The sequence below is a fragment of the Couchioplanes caeruleus genome, from assembly GCF_003751945.1.
Taxonomy (GTDB): domain Bacteria; phylum Actinomycetota; class Actinomycetes; order Mycobacteriales; family Micromonosporaceae; genus Actinoplanes; species Actinoplanes caeruleus.
Map to the genome: position 1 here is coordinate 3,945,639 of NZ_RJKL01000001.1, position 24,305 is coordinate 3,969,943.

General features: G+C 70.7%; 18 protein-coding genes and 3 pseudogenes. 9 read left to right on the forward strand and 12 right to left on the reverse strand.

The features are described from left to right. The first annotated feature begins 212 nt into the window (after positions 1-212). Positions 213-2,711, forward strand: a complete 2,499-nt coding sequence (locus EDD30_RS17550; RefSeq protein WP_123678812.1) for a DEAD/DEAH box helicase — start codon at positions 213-215, stop codon at positions 2,709-2,711. Between the two features lie 31 nt (positions 2,712-2,742). Here EDD30_RS17550 and EDD30_RS17555 read toward each other — a convergent pair. The 7 genes and pseudogenes from EDD30_RS17555 to ssd form a co-directional block, all read right to left on the reverse strand. Beyond that, a pseudogene (locus tag EDD30_RS17555) lies at positions 2,743-3,148 on the reverse strand (Rv3654c family TadE-like protein); the annotation flags it as partial. After that, on the reverse strand, positions 3,123-3,470 hold the full coding sequence (locus EDD30_RS17560) for a TadE family type IV pilus minor pilin (protein ID WP_123678339.1): 348 nt from the start codon (positions 3,468-3,470) through the stop codon (positions 3,123-3,125). The gene EDD30_RS17560 and the pseudogene EDD30_RS17555, both read right to left, overlap by 26 nt. 134 nt (positions 3,471-3,604) lie before the next feature. Further along, positions 3,605-3,781, reverse strand: coding sequence for a DUF4244 domain-containing protein (locus tag EDD30_RS17565; protein WP_071807057.1), 177 nt, complete (start codon positions 3,779-3,781; stop codon positions 3,605-3,607). A gap of 177 nt (positions 3,782-3,958) precedes the next feature. Continuing rightward, positions 3,959-4,549 carry a type II secretion system F family protein gene (locus EDD30_RS17570; RefSeq protein WP_071807056.1) on the reverse strand — a complete coding sequence of 197 codons (591 nt, stop codon included), beginning with the start codon at positions 4,547-4,549 and terminating at the stop codon, positions 3,959-3,961. 193 nt (positions 4,550-4,742) lie between these two features. Further along, complete coding sequence (locus EDD30_RS17575) at positions 4,743-5,618, reverse strand: hypothetical protein (protein WP_071807055.1); 876 nt, start codon at positions 5,616-5,618, stop codon at positions 4,743-4,745. Positions 5,619-5,758: 140 nt separating this feature from the next. Further along, positions 5,759-6,955, reverse strand: a pseudogene (locus EDD30_RS17580) (TadA family conjugal transfer-associated ATPase); the annotation flags it as partial. Continuing rightward, a complete protein-coding gene (gene ssd, locus EDD30_RS17585) occupies positions 6,952-8,130 on the reverse strand; it encodes a septum site-determining protein Ssd (RefSeq protein ID WP_244945611.1) in 1,179 nt (392 codons plus the stop codon). The gene ssd and the pseudogene EDD30_RS17580, both read right to left, overlap by 4 nt. A 345-nt stretch (positions 8,131-8,475) precedes the next feature. On the opposite strand from ssd, the gene EDD30_RS17590 reads away from it, so the two are divergent. Continuing rightward, positions 8,476-8,832 carry an STAS domain-containing protein gene (locus EDD30_RS17590; RefSeq protein WP_071808834.1) on the forward strand — a complete coding sequence of 119 codons (357 nt, stop codon included), beginning with the start codon at positions 8,476-8,478 and terminating at the stop codon, positions 8,830-8,832. A 476-nt stretch (positions 8,833-9,308) separates the two neighbouring features. Further along, a complete protein-coding gene (locus tag EDD30_RS17595) occupies positions 9,309-10,109 on the forward strand; it encodes an HAD family hydrolase (protein WP_071808835.1) in 801 nt (266 codons plus the stop codon). A 284-nt stretch (positions 10,110-10,393) separates the two neighbouring features. Here EDD30_RS17595 and EDD30_RS17600 read toward each other — a convergent pair whose 3' ends face one another. Both EDD30_RS17600 and EDD30_RS17605 read right to left on the reverse strand, forming a co-directional pair. After that, complete coding sequence (locus tag EDD30_RS17600; RefSeq protein ID WP_071808836.1) at positions 10,394-10,879, reverse strand: PH domain-containing protein; 486 nt, start codon at positions 10,877-10,879, stop codon at positions 10,394-10,396. A gap of 57 nt (positions 10,880-10,936) precedes the next feature. Beyond that, on the reverse strand, positions 10,937-11,680 hold the full coding sequence (locus EDD30_RS17605) for a Fic family protein (protein WP_071808837.1): 744 nt from the start codon (positions 11,678-11,680) through the stop codon (positions 10,937-10,939). 149 nt (positions 11,681-11,829) lie between these two features. On the opposite strand from EDD30_RS17605, the gene acs reads away from it, so the two are divergent. The 5 genes from acs to EDD30_RS17635 all read left to right on the forward strand — a co-directional run bounded on the left by acs (position 11,830) and on the right by EDD30_RS17635 (position 20,580). Next, positions 11,830-13,815, forward strand: coding sequence for an acetate--CoA ligase (acs, locus tag EDD30_RS17610; RefSeq protein ID WP_071808838.1), 1,986 nt, complete (start codon positions 11,830-11,832; stop codon positions 13,813-13,815). Positions 13,816-14,050: 235 nt separating this feature from the next. Beyond that, positions 14,051-16,450 carry an immune inhibitor A domain-containing protein gene (locus EDD30_RS17615; protein WP_071808839.1) on the forward strand — a complete coding sequence of 800 codons (2,400 nt, stop codon included), beginning with the start codon at positions 14,051-14,053 and terminating at the stop codon, positions 16,448-16,450. A 218-nt stretch (positions 16,451-16,668) separates the two neighbouring features. After that, entirely contained in the window at positions 16,669-19,017 is a 2,349-nt protein-coding gene (locus tag EDD30_RS17620; protein WP_084557405.1) for an immune inhibitor A domain-containing protein, read from the forward strand. 114 nt (positions 19,018-19,131) lie between these two features. Beyond that, positions 19,132-19,632, forward strand: a complete 501-nt coding sequence (locus tag EDD30_RS38315; protein WP_143162989.1) for a hypothetical protein — start codon at positions 19,132-19,134, stop codon at positions 19,630-19,632. A gap of 24 nt (positions 19,633-19,656) precedes the next feature. Next, positions 19,657-20,580 carry an alpha/beta fold hydrolase gene (locus tag EDD30_RS17635; protein ID WP_071808843.1) on the forward strand — a complete coding sequence of 308 codons (924 nt, stop codon included), beginning with the start codon at positions 19,657-19,659 and terminating at the stop codon, positions 20,578-20,580. Between the two features lie 153 nt (positions 20,581-20,733). On the opposite strand, the gene EDD30_RS17640 is transcribed toward EDD30_RS17635, so the two are convergent. Both EDD30_RS17640 and EDD30_RS40660 read right to left on the reverse strand, forming a co-directional pair. Beyond that, positions 20,734-21,096, reverse strand: a complete 363-nt coding sequence (locus EDD30_RS17640; RefSeq protein WP_071808844.1) for a hypothetical protein — start codon at positions 21,094-21,096, stop codon at positions 20,734-20,736. Then, positions 21,089-22,123, reverse strand: a complete 1,035-nt coding sequence (locus EDD30_RS40660; RefSeq protein ID WP_244945612.1) for an SseB family protein — start codon at positions 22,121-22,123, stop codon at positions 21,089-21,091. Before EDD30_RS40660 ends, EDD30_RS17640 begins: the two co-directional genes overlap by 8 nt. Before the next feature lie 199 nt (positions 22,124-22,322). On the opposite strand from EDD30_RS40660, the gene EDD30_RS40665 reads away from it, so the two are divergent. After that, on the forward strand, positions 22,323-22,613 hold the full coding sequence (locus tag EDD30_RS40665) for a hypothetical protein (RefSeq protein ID WP_244945693.1): 291 nt from the start codon (positions 22,323-22,325) through the stop codon (positions 22,611-22,613). Between the two features lie 1,133 nt (positions 22,614-23,746). Here the strand turns inward: EDD30_RS40665 and EDD30_RS17650 are convergent. Next, a pseudogene (locus EDD30_RS17650) lies at positions 23,747-24,253 on the reverse strand (SseB family protein); the annotation flags it as partial. Positions 24,254-24,305 lie beyond the last annotated feature (52 nt).

The following is a 24,305-nucleotide window of genomic DNA, read 5'->3' on the forward strand; positions in this document are numbered from 1 at the left end:
CTCCCTCCGGGGCAGACCCTCAGGCAGCCGATCTCCCCAGCGAATCTAACCACCGACTGTCATCCCCCGACGCGTGGGCACCCACCGTCGTACCCGTTTGAGGTTCGGGGCATACCGATGTCACAGTGCAGGACGTGACCACGACAGTCCCGGGCATTCCGGCCTCGCGCGGCGCACTCGACGCACTCGGGCCTGCGGAGTTGCTGGACCGGATGCGGGCGCGACGCACGTCCGCCGAGGACTCGCCGATCACCCACGTCGAGCGCGTCGCGGCACGCGCCGGACGGACGGTGCCGTGGCCGGCCTGGGTGCCACGGACGCTCCGCGACGCGTACGGCTTCCCGCCATGGGAACACCAGGCCACCGCAGCATCACTCGCCCAGGCCGGGCAGCACGTCGTCCTTGCCACAGGTACGGCGTCCGGCAAGTCGCTTGCGTACCAGATGCCCGCATTGAGCCGTCTGCTCGACGATCCGCGCGCGACGGTGTTGTATCTGTCGCCGACCAAGGCCCTCGCCGCCGACCAGTTGCGGGCCCTCATTCGGCTCGGCATCGACGGGGTGCGGCCGGCCACATACGACGGAGACACTCCCCGCGAGGAGCGCGAGTGGGTCCGTCGGCACTCCCGCTTCGTCCTCACCAACCCGGACATGCTCCACCACGCGTTGCTGCCTGGTCACGCCAAGTGGGCACCCTTCCTGCGCCGCCTCGCGTACGTGGTGATCGACGAGTGCCACAGCTACCGAGGGGTGTTCGGCTCCCACGTGGCACACGTCCTGCGCCGCCTCCGCCGTCTGTCGGCGCAGTACGGCAGTTCCCCGACGTTCATCCTCGCGTCGGCCACCTCGGGCGACCCGGCCGACGCGGCGTCACGGCTGACCGGACTGCCGGTGACGGCGGTGACCGACGACGCCTCGCCCCGCGGAGCGGTGACGTTCGCGCTGTGGGAACCGCCGCTCCTGCCCAGCGACGAACCGCCCCCGGCCCCCGCACCCCGACAGGCCGTCCCGCCCGCACCCGCCGGAACGGACCCGGCTGATCGCTACGACACGGTCCCACTCACCGACACAACCGCGACGACTCCACTCAACGACGCAACCATGACGGCCGCACTCACCGACGCAACCATGGCGGCCGCACTCACCGACGCAACCATGACGGCTCCACTCATCGGCACAACCGCGACGGCCCCTCCCACCGACGCAACCATGACGGCTGACGGACGCACCCGGCGGTCCGCGTTGAGTGAGACGGCAGACCTGCTCACCGACGCGGTCGTGGCGGGCACACGGACCCTGGCGTTCGTCCGGTCGCGGCGGGCCGCGGAGGTCGTCGCGGCGATGACCCGCCGCTCGCTGGACGAGGCGGTGCCGGGCCTGGGCGACCGGGTGGCGGCGTACCGGGCGGGCTATCTGAAGGAGGACCGCCGCGCGATCGAACAGGCCCTCATGTCGGGCGACCTGCTGGCGCTGGCGTCGACCAACGCGCTCGAGCTCGGCGTGGATCTGGTCGGCCTGGACGCGGTGCTGATCTGCGGCTACCCCGGCACCCGGGCGTCGCTGTGGCAGCAGGCGGGCCGGGCGGGCCGCGCCGGCGGCGAGGCCCTTGCGGTACTCGTGGCCCGCGACGACCCGCTCGACACCTACCTGGTGCACCACCCGGAGGCGCTGTTCGGCCGGCCCGTCGAGGCGACGGTGCTGGACCCTGCCAACCCGTACGTCCTCGGACCGCAGCTCTGCTGCGCAGCGGCGGAGTCCGCCCTGCGCCCCGCGGACCTCGCACTGTTCGGCGGCGCCGTCGCGCAGGAGGCGGTCGACGCGCTGACCCGATCGGGCGCCCTGCGCAAACGCCCCACCGGCTGGTACTGGACCCATCAAGGCCGGCCGGACGTCGACCTGCGAGGCACGGGCGGCGCCCCGGTCGCCGTGGTCGAGTCGGCGACCGGACGCCTGCTCGGCACGGTGGACCAGGGTTCCTCCCACGTCATGCTCCATCCCGGTGCGGTGTACCTCCATCAGGGGACCTCCTATGTGGTCGACGGCCTCGACCTGGACGAGGCGGTCGCGCTGGTCCACGCCGAGGAACCGGACTGGTCCACCCACGCCCGCGACGTCACGGACCTCTCGGTGCTCTCGGTACGCGAGTACGTCGACGCAGGCCCGGTCGGCCTGTTCCTCGGCGAGGTGGACGTGACCAGCCAGGTGGTCTCGTACCAGCGCCGCCGCATCGGCACGGGAGAGGTGATCGACACCCGCCCCCTGGACCTGCCGGCGCGCGAGCTGCGTACGGTGGCCGTCTGGTTCACGATCTCCCCGAATGCGCTGCTGACCGCCGGAGTGGAACCGGGCGACATCCCGGGCGCCCTGCATGCCGCGGAACACGCGGCGATCGGCCTCCTCCCGCTGATGGCGACCTGCGACCGGTGGGACATCGGCGGCCTGTCGACGGCGAACCACGCGGACACCGAGTGCCCGACGGTGTTCGTCTACGACGGTCACCCGGGCGGGGCAGGCTTCGCCGAACGCGCCTACGCAACGGCGAAGGCATGGCTCCGAGCCACCCGGGAGGCGATCGCATCCTGCGCGTGCGAAACGGGATGCCCGTCGTGCGTCCAGTCCCCGAAATGCGGAAACGGCAACAACCCACTGGACAAGAAGAAGGCGATCGCGGTCCTCGACGCCGTGCTGGCCGCCCTTCCCGACCAACCGTAAGCTGCCTCATCCTCTGATCGGTCCTGCTGCCTCATCCTCTGATCGGGCCTGCCCTGGCCGCGGCCGAGGCGTGAGTGGTCAGGCCGGGCAACGGCGTGACGACCGTTTCCACCTCTATGACGACGTCGAACCCCTCCAGACGGCACGACGTCAGATGACCGCCATTGGCCGCGGCAAGCTCGGCGGCTCGCGCACAGGCCGCCTGCCGGCCCTCGATCGCGCGCATGGCTCCGGCGAGGGCACCGAGGTCGGCGGCGGTCCGTGCCTCATGACGCCCGACCCGGGCCGCACCCACCGCCGCGCCCGCCACCCCGCCGGCAACCAGGACCAGCCCGACCGCAAGCACGAAGATCGACGCGGCTCCGCGGTCCGCCCGCTGCGAAGCGAACCCGGCCTCGTCCATCCGCCCCGTCACCGGACCGCCGCCGGTTCCCTGGCGGCGACGGCGGTCGCGCCGACGGTGATCACCGGTAGACGGCCGCCGAGCACCTCTACCGGAGCGCGGACCGTGACCGTCACCGTGTCTGCGCCCTCCGCGAGGTCGATCTGCGCGTCCGGTGACGCGATACGGGCCGCTTCGGCGACGCCCGGAGCGCCACGGGCGGCAGCGAGGGCGCCCTCGCGGGCAGCGTCGACGCACCGGCCCTGAGCGGTCATCGCCCCGACCGCGGTGAGCCCGGTGAAGAGCAGAAGCATGAGCGCCGGCAGCCCGGCCGCGAGTTCGGCGGTGAAGGAACCCCGATCACCGGCCCGGGACAACCTGCGCCCGAGCGAACGAAGAAGTCCCTGCCCGACACCAGCCGGCCTGGAAACGCCAGGACCGACATCAGGCAGCTCGAGGACATCCCAACGAAGCACGGCACCACGCGCGGAGCCGGGCTGCCGGCGCGGACTCACTTCAGTGCCCCATTGATCACACCGGTGAGGGCCTGCTGGACGCTGGGGCTCGTCAGGACCTTCAGGAGGATGCCCGCGAAGGCCACGGCGGCGAGGGTGCCCACGGCGTACTCGGCCGTGTTCATTCCCTCATCGGCGCGAGGGCCGGTGAGACGGGCAAGCAATCGATGCATTGGAACTCCTTGTGCGTGGATTGTCGAGAGATGCCGCCGAGGTTGGCGACCGGCACCGGTCCCGAGACCGGCGAGCATGAGAGAGGGACACCGCGAACAGCGACAGCGGTGACGGTGACGACGGCGACAGTGACGGCGGTGACGGTGCCCGCGACGACGAGGGCATGGCGGCGGGGTTCACAGGATGTCTCCGAGGACCGCGATGACGACTGGGACCAGGCCCGCCAGCAGGAAGGCCGGGAGGAAGCACAGGCCGAGAGGCAGGACGATGAGAGTTCCGGCTCGGCGGGCGGCCGCCTCCGCGGCGATCACGCGGTCCGCGCGCAAGTCGTCGGCCAGTCGGGTGAATGCTCCCGCCAGCGCACCGCCGCTGGTGCTCGACCGGACCGCGGCCGCGATCAGGCGTGGGGCTCCGGGTATGTCGGCGAGGTGGGCCCAGGCTTCCGGCGGGTCGGCGCCGAGGCGCAGGGAACGGCCGACACGGTCGAGGCGGTCGCCCAGCGGGCCGCCGAGTGCTTCGGCGACGGCGGAGACCGCGTGGTCGACCGGTGCGCCCGCGCGCAGCGCCGCGGCCAGGAGGTCCGCGGCGAGCGGCAGGTCCGCCTGCGCTCGGGTCCGCAGGGCGCGGACGGCGGCCGGTTCCTGTTTCCCAAGCCAGCGGTCGAGGACGTAGGCGAGTGCCAACGCCGGCGGCACCGCCCACCAGTGCCCGGCATACCAGGCGACCGCGACCACGCAGGCGAGGGCGACCACGATGCGCTTGATCATCCGACCTCCTCTCGCGCACCGGCGACGGCGGCGGTGAGGGCACGCAGGTCGGCACGCAACGGGCAGGGCATGGCAGTGGGTGGCTCCGGCGCACGGGCGGCTCGGAGCAGAGCAACCACACAGCAGGGTTGAAGGGGCACCTGCACCGGACCGCCGGGCTGGACGATCGACTCGGCGCCGCACGTCGAGGCGGTCATCGCGGCCTCCCGTCACCACGCGGCAGGCCGATGGCACGGCCCGGCCGCGGGAACGAGGGCGATCGGGGCCTGTGGCGCTGCTGCCCCTCGCCTCGGCGCGACGAGGGCTCGCGGATGGTCGGGTCGGGCGGACCGTCGGTGAGGCGGTCCGCCCACAGCAGACCCGCGGTTTGCAGCAGTGCGGCGCCCGCCGCGCAGGCTGCGCCGGTAGGGGTGTGGAGAAGGATGTGCAGAGGGTCGACGCCGATGCCATAGCCGAGCGCGATGCCGCCGAGCGGCAGTGCGGCCAGCAGGATCGCCGTCGCCTGGGCACCCGCCGCCTGTGCGGCGGCGCCGGCACGGGCTCGACCGGCGGCGCGGGCGTCGGCTTCGATGCGCTCGATCAGGTCCGCCGTGGGGGCGCCGGTGCGTTCGGCGAGGCGCTCGGCCGCCGCCGCGAGTTGGGCCGGGCGACCTTCGATCCGAGCCGACGGCCGGGACAGGCCGACGCGCAGGTCGGCCGCCAGGGCGCTGAGTGCGTCGAGGGTCCGTTCGTGGACCTCGGCGACGTGTCTCCGTGCGGCCCGGCGGATGAGGGCGCGTGCCGTCAGGGCTGCGTAGGCGCCCGCGATGAACGCGGCTGTCGGTCCGGCGGCGAGCGTGCCCAGCAGTGCCGCGACCGCGGCTGACGCGGTGAGGAATCGTCGGGGAGCGCGGGTCGCGTAAGACCCGATGGAGGTGACGCGCGCGACGGCCGTCGCGCGCCGGCTCGGGGTGGACAGCCTGGCCAGGCCACGCCTGACCGGCCAGACGGCGACGATCGCGGCGGTGGCCAGCAAGACCGCCGCCGACAGCCACGGCCAGGCCGTCGCGAACCACGACCTGTTCGTCATCGCCCGACCCCGGCAACGCTCGGAGGCGCGGTCGACGACCGGAGCAAGGAGGCGGCCGGGTCAGGCGGTGGAGGCGAAGTCGACAAGCGCGGCGAGGAGCCGGCCGGGCTGGGGAGCGGGCGCGCGGACGAGGACCAGGGCGAGGAGCCGGCCGGGCCCAGGATTGACGGCACGGTCACGCCTCGGTCGATCAGCAGGCGGGCGAGGGCGGGCGCTCCCGGGCCCGTGCCCTGTCCTCTTTCCCAGGCCGGGATCACGGTGGCGAGGTGCTGCTCCCCCGTCGGTAGCAGCACCCCGATCGAATCCAGGACGCGGCCGCGGTCGGTGCGGCGTACCTGGATGATGACTTGAAGGGCCGCGACGGCCTGGGCGTGCAGGGCCGCTCGGGGCAGGCCGCCGAGGAGACCCAGCGCCTCGAGGCGGGCCGGTACGTCGGCGGGCGCGTTGGCGTGGAGGGTGCCGGCTCCCCCCTCGTGGCCCGTGTTCAGGGCGGCCAGCAGGTCGGCGATCTCCGCGCCCCGGCACTCCCCCACCACCAGGCGGTCGGGGCGCATACGCAGGGCCTGGCGTACCAGGTCGGTGAGGCCGACGGCGCCCGCGCCCTCCACGTTGGCGGTGCGGGCCTGAAGGCTGACGACGTGCGGGTGCACCGGCCGCAGTTCGGCCGCGTCCTCCACCAGGACGATCCGCTCGGTCGGTGGGACGAGACCCAGCAGGGTGGCCAGCAGTGTGGTCTTGCCCGAGCCCGTTCCGCCGGTGACCAGGTACGCCAGCCGGCCGGCGACCACCGCCGCCAGGACGGGAGCCAATGCCGCGGGGACGGTGCCGTGCTCGACGAGATCGCGCAGGCCGAACGGGCGCTGGCGGAAGGTGCGGAGCGACAGGTACGGCCCGTCGGTCGCCACCGGTGGCAGCACGGCGTGCAGGCGGGTGCCGCCCGGCAGGCGCGCGTCGGCATAGGGCTGCCCGTCGTCGAGCCGGCGCCCACAGGCGGCCGCGAGACGTTGGGCGAGGCGGCGCACGTCCTCGGGGCTGCCGACGTCGACCGCCGCACGGTGCAGGCCGTCGCCCCGGTCGACCCAGACCTGCACGCCGTTGACCAGGACGTCGGTGACCGCCGGATCGGCGAGAAGGGGTGTGAGCGGCCCGGCGCCGACGAGCTGGTCGCGCACCCGGCCGGCCAGGTGCAGCACCGTGGTGTCACCGAGGACGGCCGCGTCGGCTTCCTGGCGTACGGCCGACATGACCGCCGCCGGGGTGGCGTCGACGCCTTCCTCCGCTATGTGCCGCCGCACGCGCTGGGCCAGCGAGGGCGAGGCGGCCGGTGCGCGGGTCATGCCTGCTCCCGAGCGCCGGCGGAGGTCAGGTCGGCGATGATGCGCTGGCACAGCTCGGCGAGCGGACCGTGGCCGTCGACGGCGGGTGGCTCGCCCTGCTCCAGGCCCTCGCACACGGCCTGCTCCGGACGCAGGGAGCCGGCGAGGGGCAGTCCGAGCGATCGGGCGATCTCGCGGGCCTTCAGCCGGCCCGGCGCCGGACCCCGCACGACGACCGACAGGTGCGGGCAGTGCAGTCCTGCCGTCGCCGCAACGCGGGCCGCCGCAGCGGTCGCACGCAGCTCGGCAGGGACGACCAGAATCGCCCGGTCGGCCGCTGCGAGGGCTACCGTCGCCGCGTCGTCCAGATGGCGCGGCAGGTCCACCACGGTCAGATCCCGGGTCGCCCGGGCGGCTTCCATCGTCACCGCCATGACGTCAGCGGGCACCGACCACGAGACCGGCCCGGACGACGAGAGCGGGACGGGCGCTGCGACAGGGCAGACCGGCGAAGCGGCTCCGGCCGACGAGCCGGGCCCGGCCGACGAGGACCACGAGGTGACCATGCCCGGCGAGGCGGGCAGGCCGTCGCGGGCGAAGCACAGCAGGACCAGGTGGCCTCGGTGGGGCAGCGCCCTGAGCAGCGCCGGCGGGTCGACCGGTCCGCCCGCCTCGGTCAGGGCCGGCCAGCGCAGTCCGTCGACCTGCTCCCAGCCGAGCACCAGGTCGAGGCCGCCGCCCAGCGGGTCCGCATCGAGCAGCAGGGTCCGCAGTCCCGTGCGGACGGCGGTGACGGCCAGACCGCCCGCCAAGGTGCTCGCTCCCGCGCCGCCGCGGCCGCCCAGCACGGCGAGCACCCGGCCGTCGGGTGGCGGTTCGAGGCGGAGCGACGAGGCGAAGCGGTCGACCAGCCAGGGCTCGGCCGCGGGCAGCAGCGCCACGTGCTCGGCGCCGAGTGGCTCCGCCAGGTCCCAGGCGGTGGGCACGATCGGCTCGTGGCCGACGATGATCATCCGTGGGCGTCTCGGTAGCCGGGCGTGCAGGCACGCGGCGGCCTGGTCGACGCCGACCAGGACCAGGGGCGCGTGGGTGAAGCGGGGACGGGCCGCGACCGGGTCGGCGGCGACGTCCACCTCGGTGCCGCCCGCGGCGGCGAGCCGGAGGAGGTCGTCGAGCAGATCCGGATCGCCGGTCACCAGCAGCGGCAGAGCGGACGGCGAAGCGCTACGAACGGACATCGCAAACTCCAGCGGACGCGGCGGGCGGTGAGACACCGGCCCGCGGCGGCGTTCAGGCACCACGGCGGGCGGTTCGGGACTCACCGTGGCGGGCGGGCGGACCGCTGCTCAACCGGAGATCGCCGGCCTGTGGACAACCGCCGGGGCTGTGGACAGGCTGTTCCTCCTCAGGCTGATCTGCTACGACAAGGCGGCCGGAACCGCGGGGCAGCGACGTACCATCGTCGGGCCCACGACAGACAGAGGAGAGTGGACGAGCCTGCCGTTGGGTATGTTGTTGCCGACACGGACGATGGAGTTGGCATGGAGAACCCGATCCACAGCGCGCTTGGCGCGGATGGCACCGCCCACGTGACCGTGCTGGGTGAGATCGACTTCTCCAACGCCGACGAGGTCGCCCGGACGATCCGGGACGCGGTCACCGAGTGGTCGCCCGAGGAGGTCCGGGTCGATTTGTCCGACGCCACGTTCATCGATTCGACCGGGCTGGGCGCGCTGATCGAGGGCTACCGGGCGGCGAACGAGGCCGCGAGCCGTTTCATCGTGACGAATCCGAGCGCGAACCTCCGCAGGGTGCTGTCGGTGACCGGGCTCAGCGAGCTGTTCGGCATGCCCGAGCACGAGGAGTCAGCCGACCTGAGCCAGGCCACCGGCGCCTGACAAGAGCCCACCGGCGCCTGACAAGAGCCCACCTACGCCAGGCCACCGGCGCCGACCGCTCGGCGGCGAGCCGGACGAAACCGAGGACCCCTGGCCGGACCACCGCGCAAGCCCGGATGGTCGCTTGCGCGTGTGTGCTGGTCCAGCCGCACTTGCCCCGTACAGACAAATAAGAACGACCCCCGTCGGGGGCGACGGGGGCCGTCCGAAGATTCGGCTCCGGGGGGGTCGAGCCGAATCGGCCCCGGTGATCGCGGGGGGCGCAACCACCGAGAAACCTTCGCGGGAAAGCGACCGCCTCGGCGGCGCCTCCCCGAACGCCACCGATATCGCCCACATGCAGACAACATGAATCCCTGTCGCCCCACAAGCATGCCTCAGTAGCGCCTCACCGTCGAGTACCCAGTGTCACCAGAAAGCCCACACGTCACGTCGCAAGCGTGACTCGCTGCTTCTTGCGGCTACACTTTCGGCCCGTGGGCCAGAGCGCCGCATTTTTCGACCTCGACAAGACCGTCATCGCCAAGTCCAGTGCACTGGCCTTCGGACGGCCGTTCTATCGCGATGGCCTCATCAGCCGGCGCGACGTCGTGAAGTCGGCCTACGCGCAGTTGATGTTCCGGCTCGGCGGCGCCGACGAGCAGACCATGGCCCGCACCCGCGACTACCTCGCCGCACTCTGCAAGGGTTGGAAGGTCGAGCAGGTGCGGCAGATCGTCGCCGAGACCCTGGAAGAACTGATCAACCCGTACGTGTACGCCGAGGCGGCCGTCCTCATCGGCGAGCACCAGACGGCCGGGCGTGACGTCGTCCTGGTCTCGGCCTCCGGGGACGAGATGGTCCGCCCGATCGGCGAACTGCTCGGCGTCACCGACGTGATCGCGACCCGGATGGGCATCGTCGACGGGCGGTACAGCGGCGAGGTCGAGTTCTACGCGGCCGGCTCCAGCAAGGTCTCCGAGGTGCGGCAGTTGGCGCAGGCGCGGGGGTACGACCTTGCGCAGTGTTACGCCTATTCGGATTCGAACAGTGATCTGCCGCTGCTGCAGGCGGTGGGGCACCCCAGTGTGGTGAACCCGGATCGGGCGCTGCGCCGGGTGGCCCTGGAGCGCGCCTGGCCGGTGCTGGAGTTCCGGCATCCGATTCCGCTGGGGCGGCGGCTGCGCGAACGGCCGGCGGTGCCGCTCACCGCCGCGGCTCTCAGCGTGGGCGTGGGCGTGGCGATCGGCATCGCGATCTATGGCCGGCACCGGCGAATGCGGGCCATGCCTGCGTAAGCCCATTGAGGGGCGTCACCGCCAAGCGTCTGACTAATTACGGTTAGTAGCTTTTGCCCTGGTGATCAAGGGCCCGGCGGCGTAGAAAGGACTGGCGGGATCCCGAAGAACCACCAGCGGATCCCGTGCACGGCCACCGGGAACCCACGCGCGATCAGCCACGGCAGGCACGTTGCGGCGGGACCCACCGGATTCCGGCGGGACTGTCGACAACGACCCAGGTGCACGCTTGATAACCCGGCAGGACGCGCAAGTGGCGGCGTCTCACCCGTGAGGCGCCGTCCTTACATTTCCGCCCGCCGGGGAAACGCGAGGTGCCGGTTGCGCAGCTCGTGGTAGACCTCGCGGAACGCCTGAGGCCGGCGGTGGAAGTCGACGCCCTGGGCCCACAGCTCGGTGTTCACAGTGGATCCGTCGCGGCCCTCGATGAGCACGGTCATGCCGCCCTCGATCTCCCACCGACCGATCTTGTTGGCGTGCCGGTGCAGGCGGACGTGGGCGATGTCCTCCCAGCGCAGTGTCCGTGTCCGCAGGAGCCCGCGGATGCGCAGGGCATGAGGGCTGACGTAGACGCCCATCTCGATGATCCGCCAGCCGCCGATCACCCAGGCCGCCGCCATCAGCATGGCGAGGATGCGTACGCCGACGCCGGTCAGCTCGAAGAGCCCGATGCTCGCCCAGCCGAGCAGCCCGAATGCCACCGCCTCCCAGCCGATGACCAGCCAGCGACCGGTCCCGACCGAGTAGGGGCGAATCCACTCGTTTCCCACTAGCCGAGTATGCCAACCCGCCCGAGGACAAAAAGGGCGTTCCGCCAGGTGCGGCTGTCAATTGCCCGAAGGCGACAGGACCTCGTTCCCGATCTCCTGTAGTTCGTCCGCGCCCGCCGACACGGCCGCCGCGTAGTGCCGCAGCCACGAGCGGACGCCGTCGGGAGTGCCGGTCGCGTACGCGCCCGCCGAGCCGACGTACTCCGGCTCGCGCGCGAGATGCCCCCGCTCGACGCCGACGAGACCACGGATGTCGAAGCCGCGGGAGACGAGGGTCAGCCGAGCCGCGGCCCGCGCGACGACGCCGGCCGGACCCGCGAACGGCCGCAGGGTCAGCAACTCGGCGTGCACGACGGCGGCCAGCAGCAGCGGCGGCGTCCGCTCGTTGCCGGCGACCAGCCCGGCCAACGCGTCGATCCGCTCGGCCCCGGACAGGAGCCGGCCGAGGTCACCGTCGGCCACCGCGCCGCGCGCGGCCAGCATGTGCAGGCGGGCCAGCACCTGCCGGGGGGCGCGGGGCCAGAGGTCGGCGAGCCCGTCGAGCCCCTCCGACACCCGCAGCGCGCCCTGTACCACCGGGTCGGTGACCGTGCCGGCGCGGACCGCGGCGAGGTCGTGGCGGTGGTCCTCGAGGGCGGCGCTCGCCACCGCGGCGCGCAGGCCGACCTCGGCCGCCACCTGGCCGCCCTGGCGGCGCAGCGCGCGGTGGCGCAGGGCGCCGTCGACCTTGGCGCGGGCCTCGGCGAAGGCGGGCTCGACGTCGGCGAGCGCGAGCAGCGGGGCCAGGGGATCGTTCGTCACGTGCCTAACCGTAGCGGGAACGCGGCACTGCACGTACGGGCGCGGAAGTGGCAGAATTCGCGCAGTACCGAGCACAAGGCTCGCCCGGAAAAGCGGGCAGAACTAGTGTTCCACCCAAGCAGATCGGTCACGGCAGAGGAGCCGCCCTCATGAGTGAAACCCTGGAGAATCTGTATTCGGAGACGCGGCAGTTCCCGCCGCCGGCCGAGCTCGCCGCCGCGGCGAACGTCAAGGCCGACGCCTACGAACGGGCCGGTGCGGACCGGCTGGGATTCTGGGAGGAACAGGCCAAGCGGCTCACCTGGACCAAGCCCTGGGACCAGGTGCTGGACTGGTCGAACCCGCCGTTCGCCAAGTGGTTCGTCGGCGGCGAGCTCAACATCGCGTACAACTGCGTCGACCGGCACGTCGAAGCCGGCCACGGTGACAAGGTCGCCATCCACTGGGAGGGCGAGCCGGGCGACACCCGCACGATCACGTACGCGGACCTGCTGCGCAGCGTCAGCCAGGCGGCCAACACCCTGACCGAGCTCGGCGTCACGGCCGGCGACCGGGTGGCGATCTACCTGCCGATGATCCCGGAGGCGGCGGTCGCGATGCTGGCCTGCGCGCGAATCGGCGCGATGCACAGCGTGGTCTTCGGCGGCTTCTCGGTCGACGCGCTGTCCACCCGCATCCAGGACGCCGACGCCAAGGTGGTGATCACGGCCGACGGCGGTTACCGCCGGGGCAAGCCGTCCGCCCTCAAGCCGACCGTCGACGAGGCGGTCGCGCAGTGCCCGAGCATCGAGCACGTGCTGGTCGTGCGGCGGACGGGCGAGGACATCGCCTGGGGCGAGAAGGACCTGTGGTGGCACGAGACGGTCGAGCGGGCGAGCGCCGAGCACCGGCCGCAGTCGTTCGACTCCGAGCACCCGCTGTTCATCCTTTACACCTCCGGCACGACGGGCAAGCCCAAGGGCATCCTGCACACGACCGGCGGCTACCTCACCCAGGCGTCGTACACGCATCACGCGATGTTCGACCTGAAGCCTGCGACCGACGTCTTCTGGTGCAGCGCCGACGTCGGCTGGGTCACCGGGCACTCGTACATCGTCTACGGGCCGCTCTCCAACGGCGCCACGCAGGTCATGTACGAGGGCACCCCGGACACGCCGCACAAGGGACGCTTCTGGGAGATCATCGACAAGTACCGGGTCACCATCCTCTACACCGCGCCCACGCTCATCCGCACGATGATGAAGTGGGGCGAGGACATTCCGGCCAAGTACGACCTGTCCTCGCTGCGCATCCTCGGCAGCGTCGGCGAGCCGATCAACCCCGAGGCCTGGATGTGGTACCGGGCGAACATCGGGCACGACAACTGCCCGATCGTGGACACCTGGTGGCAGACCGAGACCGGCGCCGGGATGATCTCGCCGCTGCCCGGCGTGACCAGCACCAAGCCCGGTTCGGCGATGACCCCGCTGCCGGGCATCTCCGCGGACGTGGTCGACGACCAGGCGCAGTCGGTGCCGAACGGCGGCGGCGGATTCCTGGTGCTGCGCGAGCCGTGGCCCTCGATGCTGCGGACGATCTGGGGCGACGACCAGCGCTTCATCGACACGTACTGGTCGCGCTTCGGCAAGGGCGCCGGCACGGGCGACGAGTGGATCTACTTCGCCGGCGACGGCGCGAAGAAGGACGAGGACGGCGCGCTCTGGCTGCTCGGCCGCGTCGACGACGTCATGCTGATCTCGGGTCACAACATCTCGACGACCGAGGTCGAGTCGGCGCTGGTCTCGCACCCGGCGGTGGCCGAGGCCGCCGTGGTGGGCGCGACCGACCCGACGACCGGGCAGGCCATCGTCGCCTTCGCGATCCCGCGGGGCAACGTGGACACCACCGGCGACGCGGGCGAGAAGCTGATCCAGGACCTGCGCAACCACGTGGCGAAGACGCTCGGGCCGATCGCCAAGCCGCGGCAGATCATGCTCGTGGCCGAGCTGCCCAAGACCCGGTCCGGCAAGATCATGCGCCGCTTGCTGAAGGACGTCGCCGAGCGCCGCTCCCTGGGCGACGTCACGACCCTCCAGGACTCCACGGTCATGGACCTGATCTCGGCGGGAATGCGGAGCTCCAAGTCCGAGGATTGATATAGGCAGCCATCCATTAACAGCGGTGGATCCGGCGACGGATCTGCCGCTGTTTCATGTGGACGGTGCATTTTCGGCCATTTGCCGGAATGCGCGCGATGCCCCATCCACGGACAGCAATCAATCATGATCAATACGTTAGAGCCCTTCCGGTGCATCGCTCCATTTGCATACGTTCACCTGAGCCTCGAACCCGAGGCGGTCCACCGCCGTCGCTGCACAACAGCGCGCGGTCATGCCAACGGAGGTATACGTAGTGCGCAAGGTGGTCGTTGGACTGCTCGGCGCCGCGATGGTGACCAGCGTCGGAATTCTCATTCCGGCCGGCGCCACCGCTGCACCGCCGGTCGATCCCGGACCGGCGGTCAAGGCCGACGCGACACATGTGGATGATCTCCCCAACCCGCTCGAGGACAAGCGCCGGGCACTGCGGGAGCAGGCGATCGCCGACGTCGTCAGCGGCGAGGCGAAAGCGATAAAGCGGAACGGCAGCACGGTCGTCAAGGTCGGCCGGACCCAGGGGTCGGGTGTCACGAATCGCAAGATCGCCAAGTCCGGCACGGACCAGTACGTGGAACTGGGCCGCGAGCGGACCGACCGGATCTTCGTGATCCTGGCCGAGTTCGGCAACGACCGGCACCCGAACTACCCGGACGTCGACTCCAACCCGAACGTGCCCGGCCCGACCACGTTCGAGGGCCCGCTGCACAACAAGATCCCCGCGCCGAACCGTGCGGTCGACAACTCGACGGTGTGGCAACCCGACTACAACCCCGAGCACTACCGGGACCTGTACTTCGGCGAGGGCGCGGGCAAGGAGTCGGTCAAGACCTACTTCGAGACCCAGTCGTCCGGGCGCTACAGCGTCGAGGGCAAGGTCACCGACTGGGTCAAGGTCAACTACAACGAGGCGCGGTACGGCCGCGACCTCTGTGGCAGCAACGTCTGCAACAACACCTGGGCGCTCGTGCGTGACGCGGCGAACAAGTGGGTCGCGGACCAGCAGGCGGCCGGCCGTACCGACGCCGAGATCGCCGCGGACATGAAGGCGTTCGACCAGTACGACCGCTACGACTTCGACAACGACGGCGACTTCAACGAGTCCGACGGTTACATCGACCACTTCCAGATCGTCCACGCCGGTGGCGATGCCGCCGACGGCGACCCGCAGCAGGGCGAGGACGCGATCTGGAGCCACCGCTGGTACGCGTTCGGCACCGACCAGGGCCGCACCGGCCCGGCGGGCAACCTGCTCGGCGGCACGCAGATCGGCAGCACCGGCATCTGGATCGGCGACTACACCATCCAGCCGGAGAACGGCGGCCTGAGCGTCTTCGTCCACGAGTACGGCCACGACCTGGGCCTGCCGGACGACTACGACACCTCCGGCGGCGGCGACAACAACAACGAGCACTGGACCCTGATGGCCCAGAGCCGGCTCAGCGCCGCGGGCGACCAGGCCATCGGCACCCGCCCGGGTGACCTCGGCGCCTGGAACAAGCTGCAGCTCGGCTGGTTCGACTACGAGACGGTGGTCGCCGGCCAGCAGAAGACCCTCGAGCTCGGGCCGCAGGAGTACAACACGGCCAAGGCGCAAGGCGTCGTCGTGGTGCTGCCCGACAAGGAGGTCACGACCGAGCTCGGCGCACCCTTCGCCGGTGAGGGTCAGTTCTTCTCCGGCAACGCCGACGACCTGAACAACTCGATGTCGCAGGAGATCGACCTGACCGGCAAGACCACCGCGGGCGTCACGCTCAAGGGCCGGTACGACATCGAGGCCGACTACGACTACCTGTACTTCGAGGCGTCGACGGACAACGGCAGCACGTGGACGCGCCTCGACGGCACGCTGAACGGCGCGGCGTTCCCGCGGGACGCCAGCGGCACGCCGGCCCTGACCGGCAGCACGGGCGGCGCGTGGGCGGACATCGCGGTGCCGCTGAACGCGTACGCCGGCCAGAAGATCGCCTTCCGTCTGCACTACCTGACGGACGGTGGCGTCGCCGAGGGCGGCTTCTTCGGTGACGACATCACGATCACCGCGGACGGCGCGACCGTGCTGGTCGACGGCGCCGAGGGCGACACCACCTGGGAGCTCGACGGCTTCACGATCGTCGGGGCCTCCTCGACCGAGATGTTCGACAACTTCTACATCGCCGGGCACCGCAGCTACGTCTCGTACGACAAGTACCTCAAGACCGGCCCGTACTTCTTCGGTTACCAGCCGACATTGCCGGACAAGGTGGACCACTATTCCTACCAGGAGGGCCTGCTCATTTCGTACTGGGACACCTCGCAGGTGGACAACAACACGAATGTGCACCCGGGATCGGGCCGCAACCTGATCATCGACTCGCGCCCGGCGCCGTTCTACAACCTGGAAGGGCTGCCGTGGCGGGCCCGCATCCAGGTGTACGACGCCCCGTTCAGCCTGAAGAAGGCGGATTCGTTCACGTTGCACATCAATGGCAAGCCCAGCTACATCCGGGGCCAGGCCGCGCAGCCGCTGTTCGACGACACCAAGAAGTACTTCTACGACGAGCTTCCCAACCACGGCGTGAAGCTCCCGGCGGTCGGCGTCAAGATCAAGGTCCTCAATGTCAATAACACTTCTATGAAGATCAAAATCGGGTGATCTAGGGATATAAGGAACGGCGCCCGGGGAAATTTCCCCGGGCGCCGCGCCGTTTACCAAAAACTTTTTTCTGAGGTCTTCCACACATCCATTTTTTTGCATACGTTCACCCAAGCCCCGATCAAGGGCCTGTGCCACCGCTCGCTGCGTGGGGCGTGCGGTTTGTTCAACGGAGGTACGTAGTGCGCAAGGTAGTCGTTGGACTACTCGGCGCCGCGATGGTCACGAGCTTCGGGGCTCTGCTCCCGGCCGTGGCACAGGCGGCGCCCCCGGTGGAGCCGACAACGTCGAAGGCCAGCAAGGCGGACCCGGCCGACGAGCTCCCCAACCCGCTCGAGGACAAGCGCCGCGAACTGCGCGAGGAGGCGCTCGCTGCCGTCCTCAAGGGCGAGGCCAAGCCGGTGACTCGCGGCGCGAGCACCGTGGTGAAGGTCGGCAAGACCCGCGGCGGCGGCGAGACCGACCGCACCGTCAGCGGGTCCGGCGTGGACCAGTACGTCGAGCTCGCCCGTAAGACGACCGACAAGATCTTCGTGATTCTCGCCGAGTTCGGCAACGAGCGGCATCCCAAGTATCCGGACGTCGACAGCGACCCGGAGACCCCGGGCCCGACGACGTTCGAGGGCCCGCTGCACAACAAGATCCCGGCACCGGACCGCACCAAGGACAACACCACGGTGTGGCAACCCGACTACAACCGGGCCCACTTCGAGAAGCTGTACTTCGGCGAGGGCAAGAACGTCGAGTCGCTGAAGACCTACTACGAGATGCAGTCCTCCAACGTCTACAGCGTCGAGGGCAAGGTCACCGAGTGGGTCAAGGTCAAGTACAACGAGGCCCGCTACGGCCGCGACTGCGACATCGACAAGGTCTGCACCGACACCAACATGTGGGCGCTCGTCACCGACGCCGCCAACCAGTGGGTCGCTGACCAGAAGGCCGCGGGGCGCACCGACGCCCAGATCAAGGCCGACATGAAGTCGTTCGACAAGTGGGATCGCTACGACTTCGACAACGACTCCAACTTCAACGAGTCGGACGGCTACATCGACCACTTCCAGATCGTCCACGCCGGCGGCGACCAGGCCGACGGCGACCCGCAGCAGGGTGAGGACGCCATCTGGGCGCACCGCTGGTACGCGTACAACACCTCCGCGGGCGTGACCGGCCCGGCACAGAACAAGGCCGGCGGCACGCAGATCGGCAACACCGGCGTGTGGATCGGTGACTACACCGTCCAGCCCGAGAACGGCGGCCTGAGCGTCTTCGCGCACGAGTACGGCCACGACCTGGGCCTGCCGGACGACTACGACACCAGCGGCGGCTCGAACAACAACAGCGAGTACTGGACGCTGATGGCCCAGAGCCGTCTCTCCGGCGAGGGCGAGCCCCTCGGCACGCGCCCCGGCGACCTCGGCGCCTGGCAGAAGCTGCGCCTCGGCTGGCTCGACCACGTGACCCTGAAGGCGGGTAAGAAGAAGACCCTCGAGCTCGGCCCGCAGGAGTACCACTCGAAGAAGCCGCAGGCCGCGGTCATCGTCCTGCCGAAGAAGGCGGTCGAGAAGAAGCTCGGCGCCCCGTTCGCCGGCACCAAGCAGTTCTTCTCCGGCAACGCCAACTCCCTCAACACCACGCTGACCCAGGCGGTCGACCTGACCGGCAAGACCAGCGCGTCGTTCGACCTCAAGGGCCGCTACGCCATCGAGGCGGGCTACGACTACCTCTACGTCGAAGTCTCGGAGAACGGCACCACGTGGACGCCGGTCGACGGCACCATCGACGGCACCCCCTTCGGCAAGGACGGCGCCGAGCCGGGCCGCCCGACCATCTCCGGCACCAGCGGTGGCGCGTGGAAGTCCATCCACGTTCCGCTCGACGCCTACGCCGGCAAGAAGATCCAGGTACGGCTGCACTACCTCACCGACGGTGGTAAGAACGACGGCGGCTTCTTCGGTGACGACCTGACCATCACGGCGGACGGCGCCGCCCTCTCCACCGACGGCGCCGAGGGCGACCTGCAGTGGAAGCCCGCCGGCTTCAGCGCTGTCGGTGCCTCCATCACGGGGATGCACGACCACTACTACATCGCGGGCAACCGCACCTATGTGTCGTACGACAAGTACCTGAAGACGGGCCCCTACAACATCGGCTGGGCGAGCACCAAGCCGGACTGGGCCGAGCACTTCTCGTACCAGCAGGGTCTGCTGATCTCCTACAGCGACACGTCGCAGGAGGACAACAACGTCAACCAGCACCCGGGCGAAGGTCGCAACATGATCATCGACAGCCGCCCGGAGCCGATGTACAACATGGACGGGCAGCCGTGGCGGGCGCGCATCCAGCTCTACGACGCGCCGTTCGGCCTCAAGAAGGCCGACTCGTTCACGCTGCACGTCGACGGTAAGCCCAGCTACATCCGGGGCCCCGAGGCGGAGTCCGTGTTCGACGACAAGAAGCAGCACTGGTTCGCGGACGCACCGTGGCACGGCGTCAAGCTGCCCCGTGTCGGCGTCAAGATCAAGGTCTTGGAGCAGAAGGGCACCTCGATCAAGATCCGCGTTTCCTGACCCACCGCACCACCAGACGCCCGGGGGCCTCGGCCCCCGGGCGTCACCCTTTTCCCGCCTGATCAGGGAACCCCGCGCGCCGCAATCGGGTCTCACTCACGGAGGTGCCACACCATGTCCCTTTTCCGTACGGCCACCGCAACGTCCCTGGTCGTCGTCTTCCTGACCGCCTGCTCCGCCACGGACACCGCCGCTCCCGGCAACTCCGTGCCCGTCACGCAGAGCGCGGCGCCCTCGGCGCTCGCCGCGTCCCAGCCCGCCCCGTCCGCCCCGCCGGCGGACCCGTCGTCTCCGAGGTCGACGCAGGCCACACCCCACAACTCGGTTGCCACCGGCCCGCCGCCCGGCGTGCGCAAGCCCCCCGGCATCCCGAAGACCCCCACGGACATCGTCAAGAGCCCCGGCTGGACCGAGGGCTGGATCACCCGCGGCGGCACCGGGCCCTGCTACGGCTTCGCCGACGTCGACGGCAAGCCGTACGCCGTCTACTCCGACGCCGGCACCCCGCTGATGAAGGGCGCCTACGTCCGCGTCCGGCTCGTCCCCTCCGAGCTCCGCATCAATTGCGGCGAGGGCACCCAGATGCAGATGGAGGCCGTGGAACAGGTCCCGTAGCCGGGGACCCGTACGCTGGAGCGCATGAGTTCGCAGGTGGACGAGGCGTGCGTCCTGACGGAGGGTCCCTGGACCCACCGTTTCGTCGGCGCCAACGGCAGCCGGTTCCACGTCGTCGAGGCCGGAACCGGACCGCTCGTGCTGCTGCTGCACGGTTTCCCGGAGTTCTGGTGGGCCTGGCACGACATGCTGCCCCGGATCGCCGACGCCGGATTCCGGGCCGTCGCCATCGACCTGCGTGGCTACGGAGCCAGCGACAAACCGCCGCGCGGCTACGACGGATACACCATGGCCGCCGACGTCACCGGGCTGATCCGGGCACTCGGCGAACGCTCGGCGATGATCGTCGGCACGGGCGCGGGCGGCATGATCGGCTGGACGGCGGCCGCCTTCCACCCCAAGATGGTGAGCCGCCTCGTCGTCCTCGGCGCGGCCCACCCCCTGCGGCTGCGGGCGGCCCTCTTCAACGACCCGCGAGGCCAGATCGCGGCGACGGCGCCGACCCTCAAGTTCCAGGTCCCCCGCTACGAACACGTCCTGACCAAGGACGACGCGGCGGTGATCGGCGAACTGATCGAACGGTGGAGCGGTCCGACCTGGACGCGTACACCGGAATACACGGAATACGCCGCCCGGTGCCGGGAAGCGATGCAGATCCCGCAGGCGTCATTCTGCGCGCTGGAGGCGTACAGGTGGGTGTTCCGCTCGGCGCTGCGCCTCCAGGGCTACCGCTTCGTGAAGCTGATGCAACGCCCGCTGATCACCCCGACCCTCCAGATGCACGGCGAGCTGGATACCGCGGTCCTGCCCCGGACGGCCCAGGGCTCGGGCCGCTACGTGATCGCACCGTACGAATGGCGACTCATCGAGGACGCGGGACACTTCCTGCACCTGGAGCAACCGGACGTCGTGACCGGCGAAGTCCTGCGCTGGCTGAAGTCGTCCTGACCCTGCGCTGGGCTGAGGTGGTCCTGACCCTGTCGGATTGCCCGTCGCGGGCCCACCTTGGGCCCGGCGCTCCCCACGTGCCGTCCTGCTCGCCCACCTCGGCCTGACTCTTGCTGACCGCTTTCGGCGACGGTCGTTCCTTCGTCGACGCCGTCAGACGCGGTGTTCGTAGAGTTCGGAGACCTCGTGGGCCGGGGCCCAGCCCTGGTAGACGCCGAAGTCGAACTCCTCCAGCCCCAGCTCGCGGGCGACCGGTGCCCGGCCGCCCGTGTACTCCACGCGGAGCCAGCTGTCGGCCTCGGCCAGCACGATGAACGGCTGGCCGCGCCACGAGCAGGTCGTGCGGACGTACACGAGATCGCTGAACTCGTCGGGCCGCAGCACCCGGACGTAGCGTCCCGGCCGCACCTCCTCGAAGCCGTCACCCGGCTCCGGGGCGTAGATCCGGACGTTCAGGCCGTCCGGCGCGGCGTCGTACTCGCGTCCCTGCCATGTCACGACGTACCCGTCACGCATCGTCCTCGCCCACCTTGCGCCAGATCGGAGCGTCACAGTCAAAGATCGCGATGACCCGCTCGCCGCCGTCGGCGTCGACGCGCCACAACTGCGCGCCGTGCGGCAGCCGGACACTGTCCACCTTGAACTCGGCGATGACATCGCTTCCCTCGCCCGGGGCGAAACCGTTGCCCCGGAAGGGCGCGCGCTCGATCACCCAGCCGTCCATGGCCCGCAACGCCTGCTCGCTCTGCCCGCCGTACGGGATGCGGTAGAGGCTGGGCCGGTAAGCCGGCCAGCGGAGCACGAACGCCTCCTTGGCGTCGGCCTGATAGGGCGACCCGTCGTGGAGCAGGCCCAACGCGGCGAAGATCTCTCCCGGCGTCCGCAGATGCTCGACCTCGGCGGCCCGGTGAACGAAACCGGCAACCCGGTCATATCCCCGCTCGAGGTAGTAGTCGACCTGCTCGGCGGGAACCATCTTCTGCATGGTCGTCGGTATCGCGGCCGGCTGATCCTCGGACCGCCCCTGCGCGGCACCGCGACCCTCCTCCAGCGCATCATCGCCCAGCCCGGCGGCACCGTCCTCGGCCGACTCTTCGCCGAGCCCGGCCTCTAGGGCCCAGTTCGCGAGGGCGATGACCTGCGGGCCGGGATACCTCGCCCCGACCGCGGACCCCGGGTTGACCGCAAAGGACCAGGCCGCATCGGGCCAGTTCCGGATGAGCTCCACAAACCGGACCGGGACCGTACGGACCGGCTCGGCGTAGTGCTCACCCAACCGATCACGGCTGGTGAACACGACAAGGAACCGGCTGCCACCCACATCCTCGGTCCGGAACACGAACCCGGACTCTCCAGGAGCACTCCCCGGCCGCGAATTGTGAGCGACAGGCACGAGAACGGTGGCCAGCAGCAGCGTGGAGAGGAAGGCGTCGGTGCTGTGGTCGAGGGTGGCGTGATAGAGATCGCGCTCGACCTCATTGGCCGGGACGAAGTCGTCCTCGTCTGCCGCCGCATTCACGTCGAAGCGCGAGCTCTGCGACAATCCCTCCTCGGGACGCTGGCCCTCCGTCTGGCTTCCCGCAGGAGGCTGCCCCTGAGCCTGGCTCTCGGGAACTCCTGAGTCGTCTTCTGACCTGCCGGTATCTTCCGGCCGCCCGGCCTGCGGGTAGCCCATTCCCTGTTGCGCGGACTCGATCGGGGCCGCCACGGGCTCCGGCGATGCAGCCGGGGCTCCAGCGGACGTGGGCTGCGCCGGTCCGCCGGGAGTCGACGCGGGAACCGGGCGGGTCGGCAGGCCGCTTCCCGAGGTCGCCCTCGCCATCTCGCCCGACGTCGCCCTCGCCATCTCCCCCAGCGTCGCCCTCGCCATCTCCCCCGAGGTCTCCCCCGTCGTCGACCGCGGCGGCAAATCCGAAGCCTGCGAACTGCCCGACCGGTTGGCGCCACCGGCACCCGGAATGACAGGTGGAGCGATGGTGGACCGCGGCACGCCGCCGGCCTTGTCCGCAGCCGGTTCGGCGGTGCTCCGCTGACCCGAACCCTCCTGCGTCCTGGCCGGCATCTCCTTCGCCTGGCCGTGGGCCTCCGACGTCCTTTGCGGTGTCCGACTCGGAATCTCCGCCGTCTCCTGCGGCTTGGTCGCGGAAGCGCCGGCTTCACCCCGGGCGGCCAGGGCCTGCGCGGCCGCCGCCATCGAGGAGGGACGCTCGGACGGCGAGGTGACCTGCCGGCGCGGAAGCCCGCCAGGTCCGGCCTGCTCAGTCTCAGCCGCGGTAGCGCTCGCGTCGCCTGCTCCGCCACCCGAGCTCGGGGTGCCGACACCCGCCCCGCCCGAGGGCTCGATGTGACCCGGCAGCGGCGGGGTCTGCGCCATCGGCGTACGCGTAGGCAGAGGCCCGTCCGGTCGCTGCAACTGAGGAAGACCCGGAGCCTCCGCCTTGTCACCGACGCCGCTCGATGGAAGGACGGCACCCTGTCCACCGGAGCGGTGTCCCAGCGAATCCAGCGCGCTCGGGCTGCCCGACGGAACCGTGGTGCCAGACCTGCTCGCAAGCGCATCCAAGGCGCTACCTCGAGTCACCGTCGAACCGCCGGTACCCCCGGGCGCGGCTGAGCCGTCGGGCGCGGCAGAGCCCCCTGGCGCGGCAAGACCCCCGGGTGCAGCGGAACTTCCCGGCGCGGAAGTCTCGGTCGGCGAGGAAGTAGGAACATCCGCCTCCGGACGTCGCGTCCGGTCCTGCCCGCCTCCAGCCGGCGGCGTAAATCCGCTGAAGGTCGAGGAACCACCAGGCCCGCTCAATCCCGGAGGCGTCGTCGGCACTCGCGAGGGCAGCCCGCTGGGAAGAACGGACCCCGGAGTGCGAACGGGAAGCCCACCCGGACCCACCGGTGGCTGTTCCTCCGAACTCTGTCCGGGGCCGGAAGGCGTGGAAGGGGTCCCAGAAGGCGAGTTTCCGGGCATACCGCTGTCGCCGTAGCCGGAAGCCGTACCCCCGGCCCGGCCGCCCTCGCCGGCCGCACCCCAGGCCTGGCCGCCCTGGCCAGCCGCAGCGCTGTAGACGCTGCCCGGCGTGCCAGAGCCCTGATCTGTCGCGCCGACGCGGTGGTAAGGATCTGCCGCCCCGCCGCTGATCATTCCTTCACTGGCGCCGTGACCGGCGGTTACCGGACCGCCGGAAGCCGGAGATGCAAAGCCTTGGCCGGCACTGGCCGCCTGCGTGGCCGTCTGGATGTTCTTGATCCGGCTGGTGGCGTCGCCGCCCTCACGAGCCGGGCCTCGGGTAGGTAACCGCAGGTCACCGCGGCTGAGCTGGGCAACGAACCAGGCCGGCAGGTATCCCTCGATCGGCAGGCCGGGATTGACCGCCAGCCACCACTCCAGATTGGGCCAGGTCTCGGCAAGCTCCGCGTACGCGACCCGCCGAGCGGAGCCGGTGTAGTCGGACAGGCACGCCTGAAGGGCCTCCGACGACGTGAAGGCGAGAACATGTGTCCGACCGCCGGTGCTCCACGTGCCCCACCCCATCGGCGCGCGGCCGGCGAGGGCGTCCGCCGACACGGGCAGAAGCAGGTCGACGCCGGCGAGAATGCGGAAGTAGGACTCCTGGTCGTCGGTGCGCAGGGCGTTGCGCATCGCGACTTCGGCGTCCGTAGCCGGCTCCCACTCGGTCACGTCCACCTCTCCCTTCGCGGCGAACGGGCCACCTCAACGCGTACAACCTACA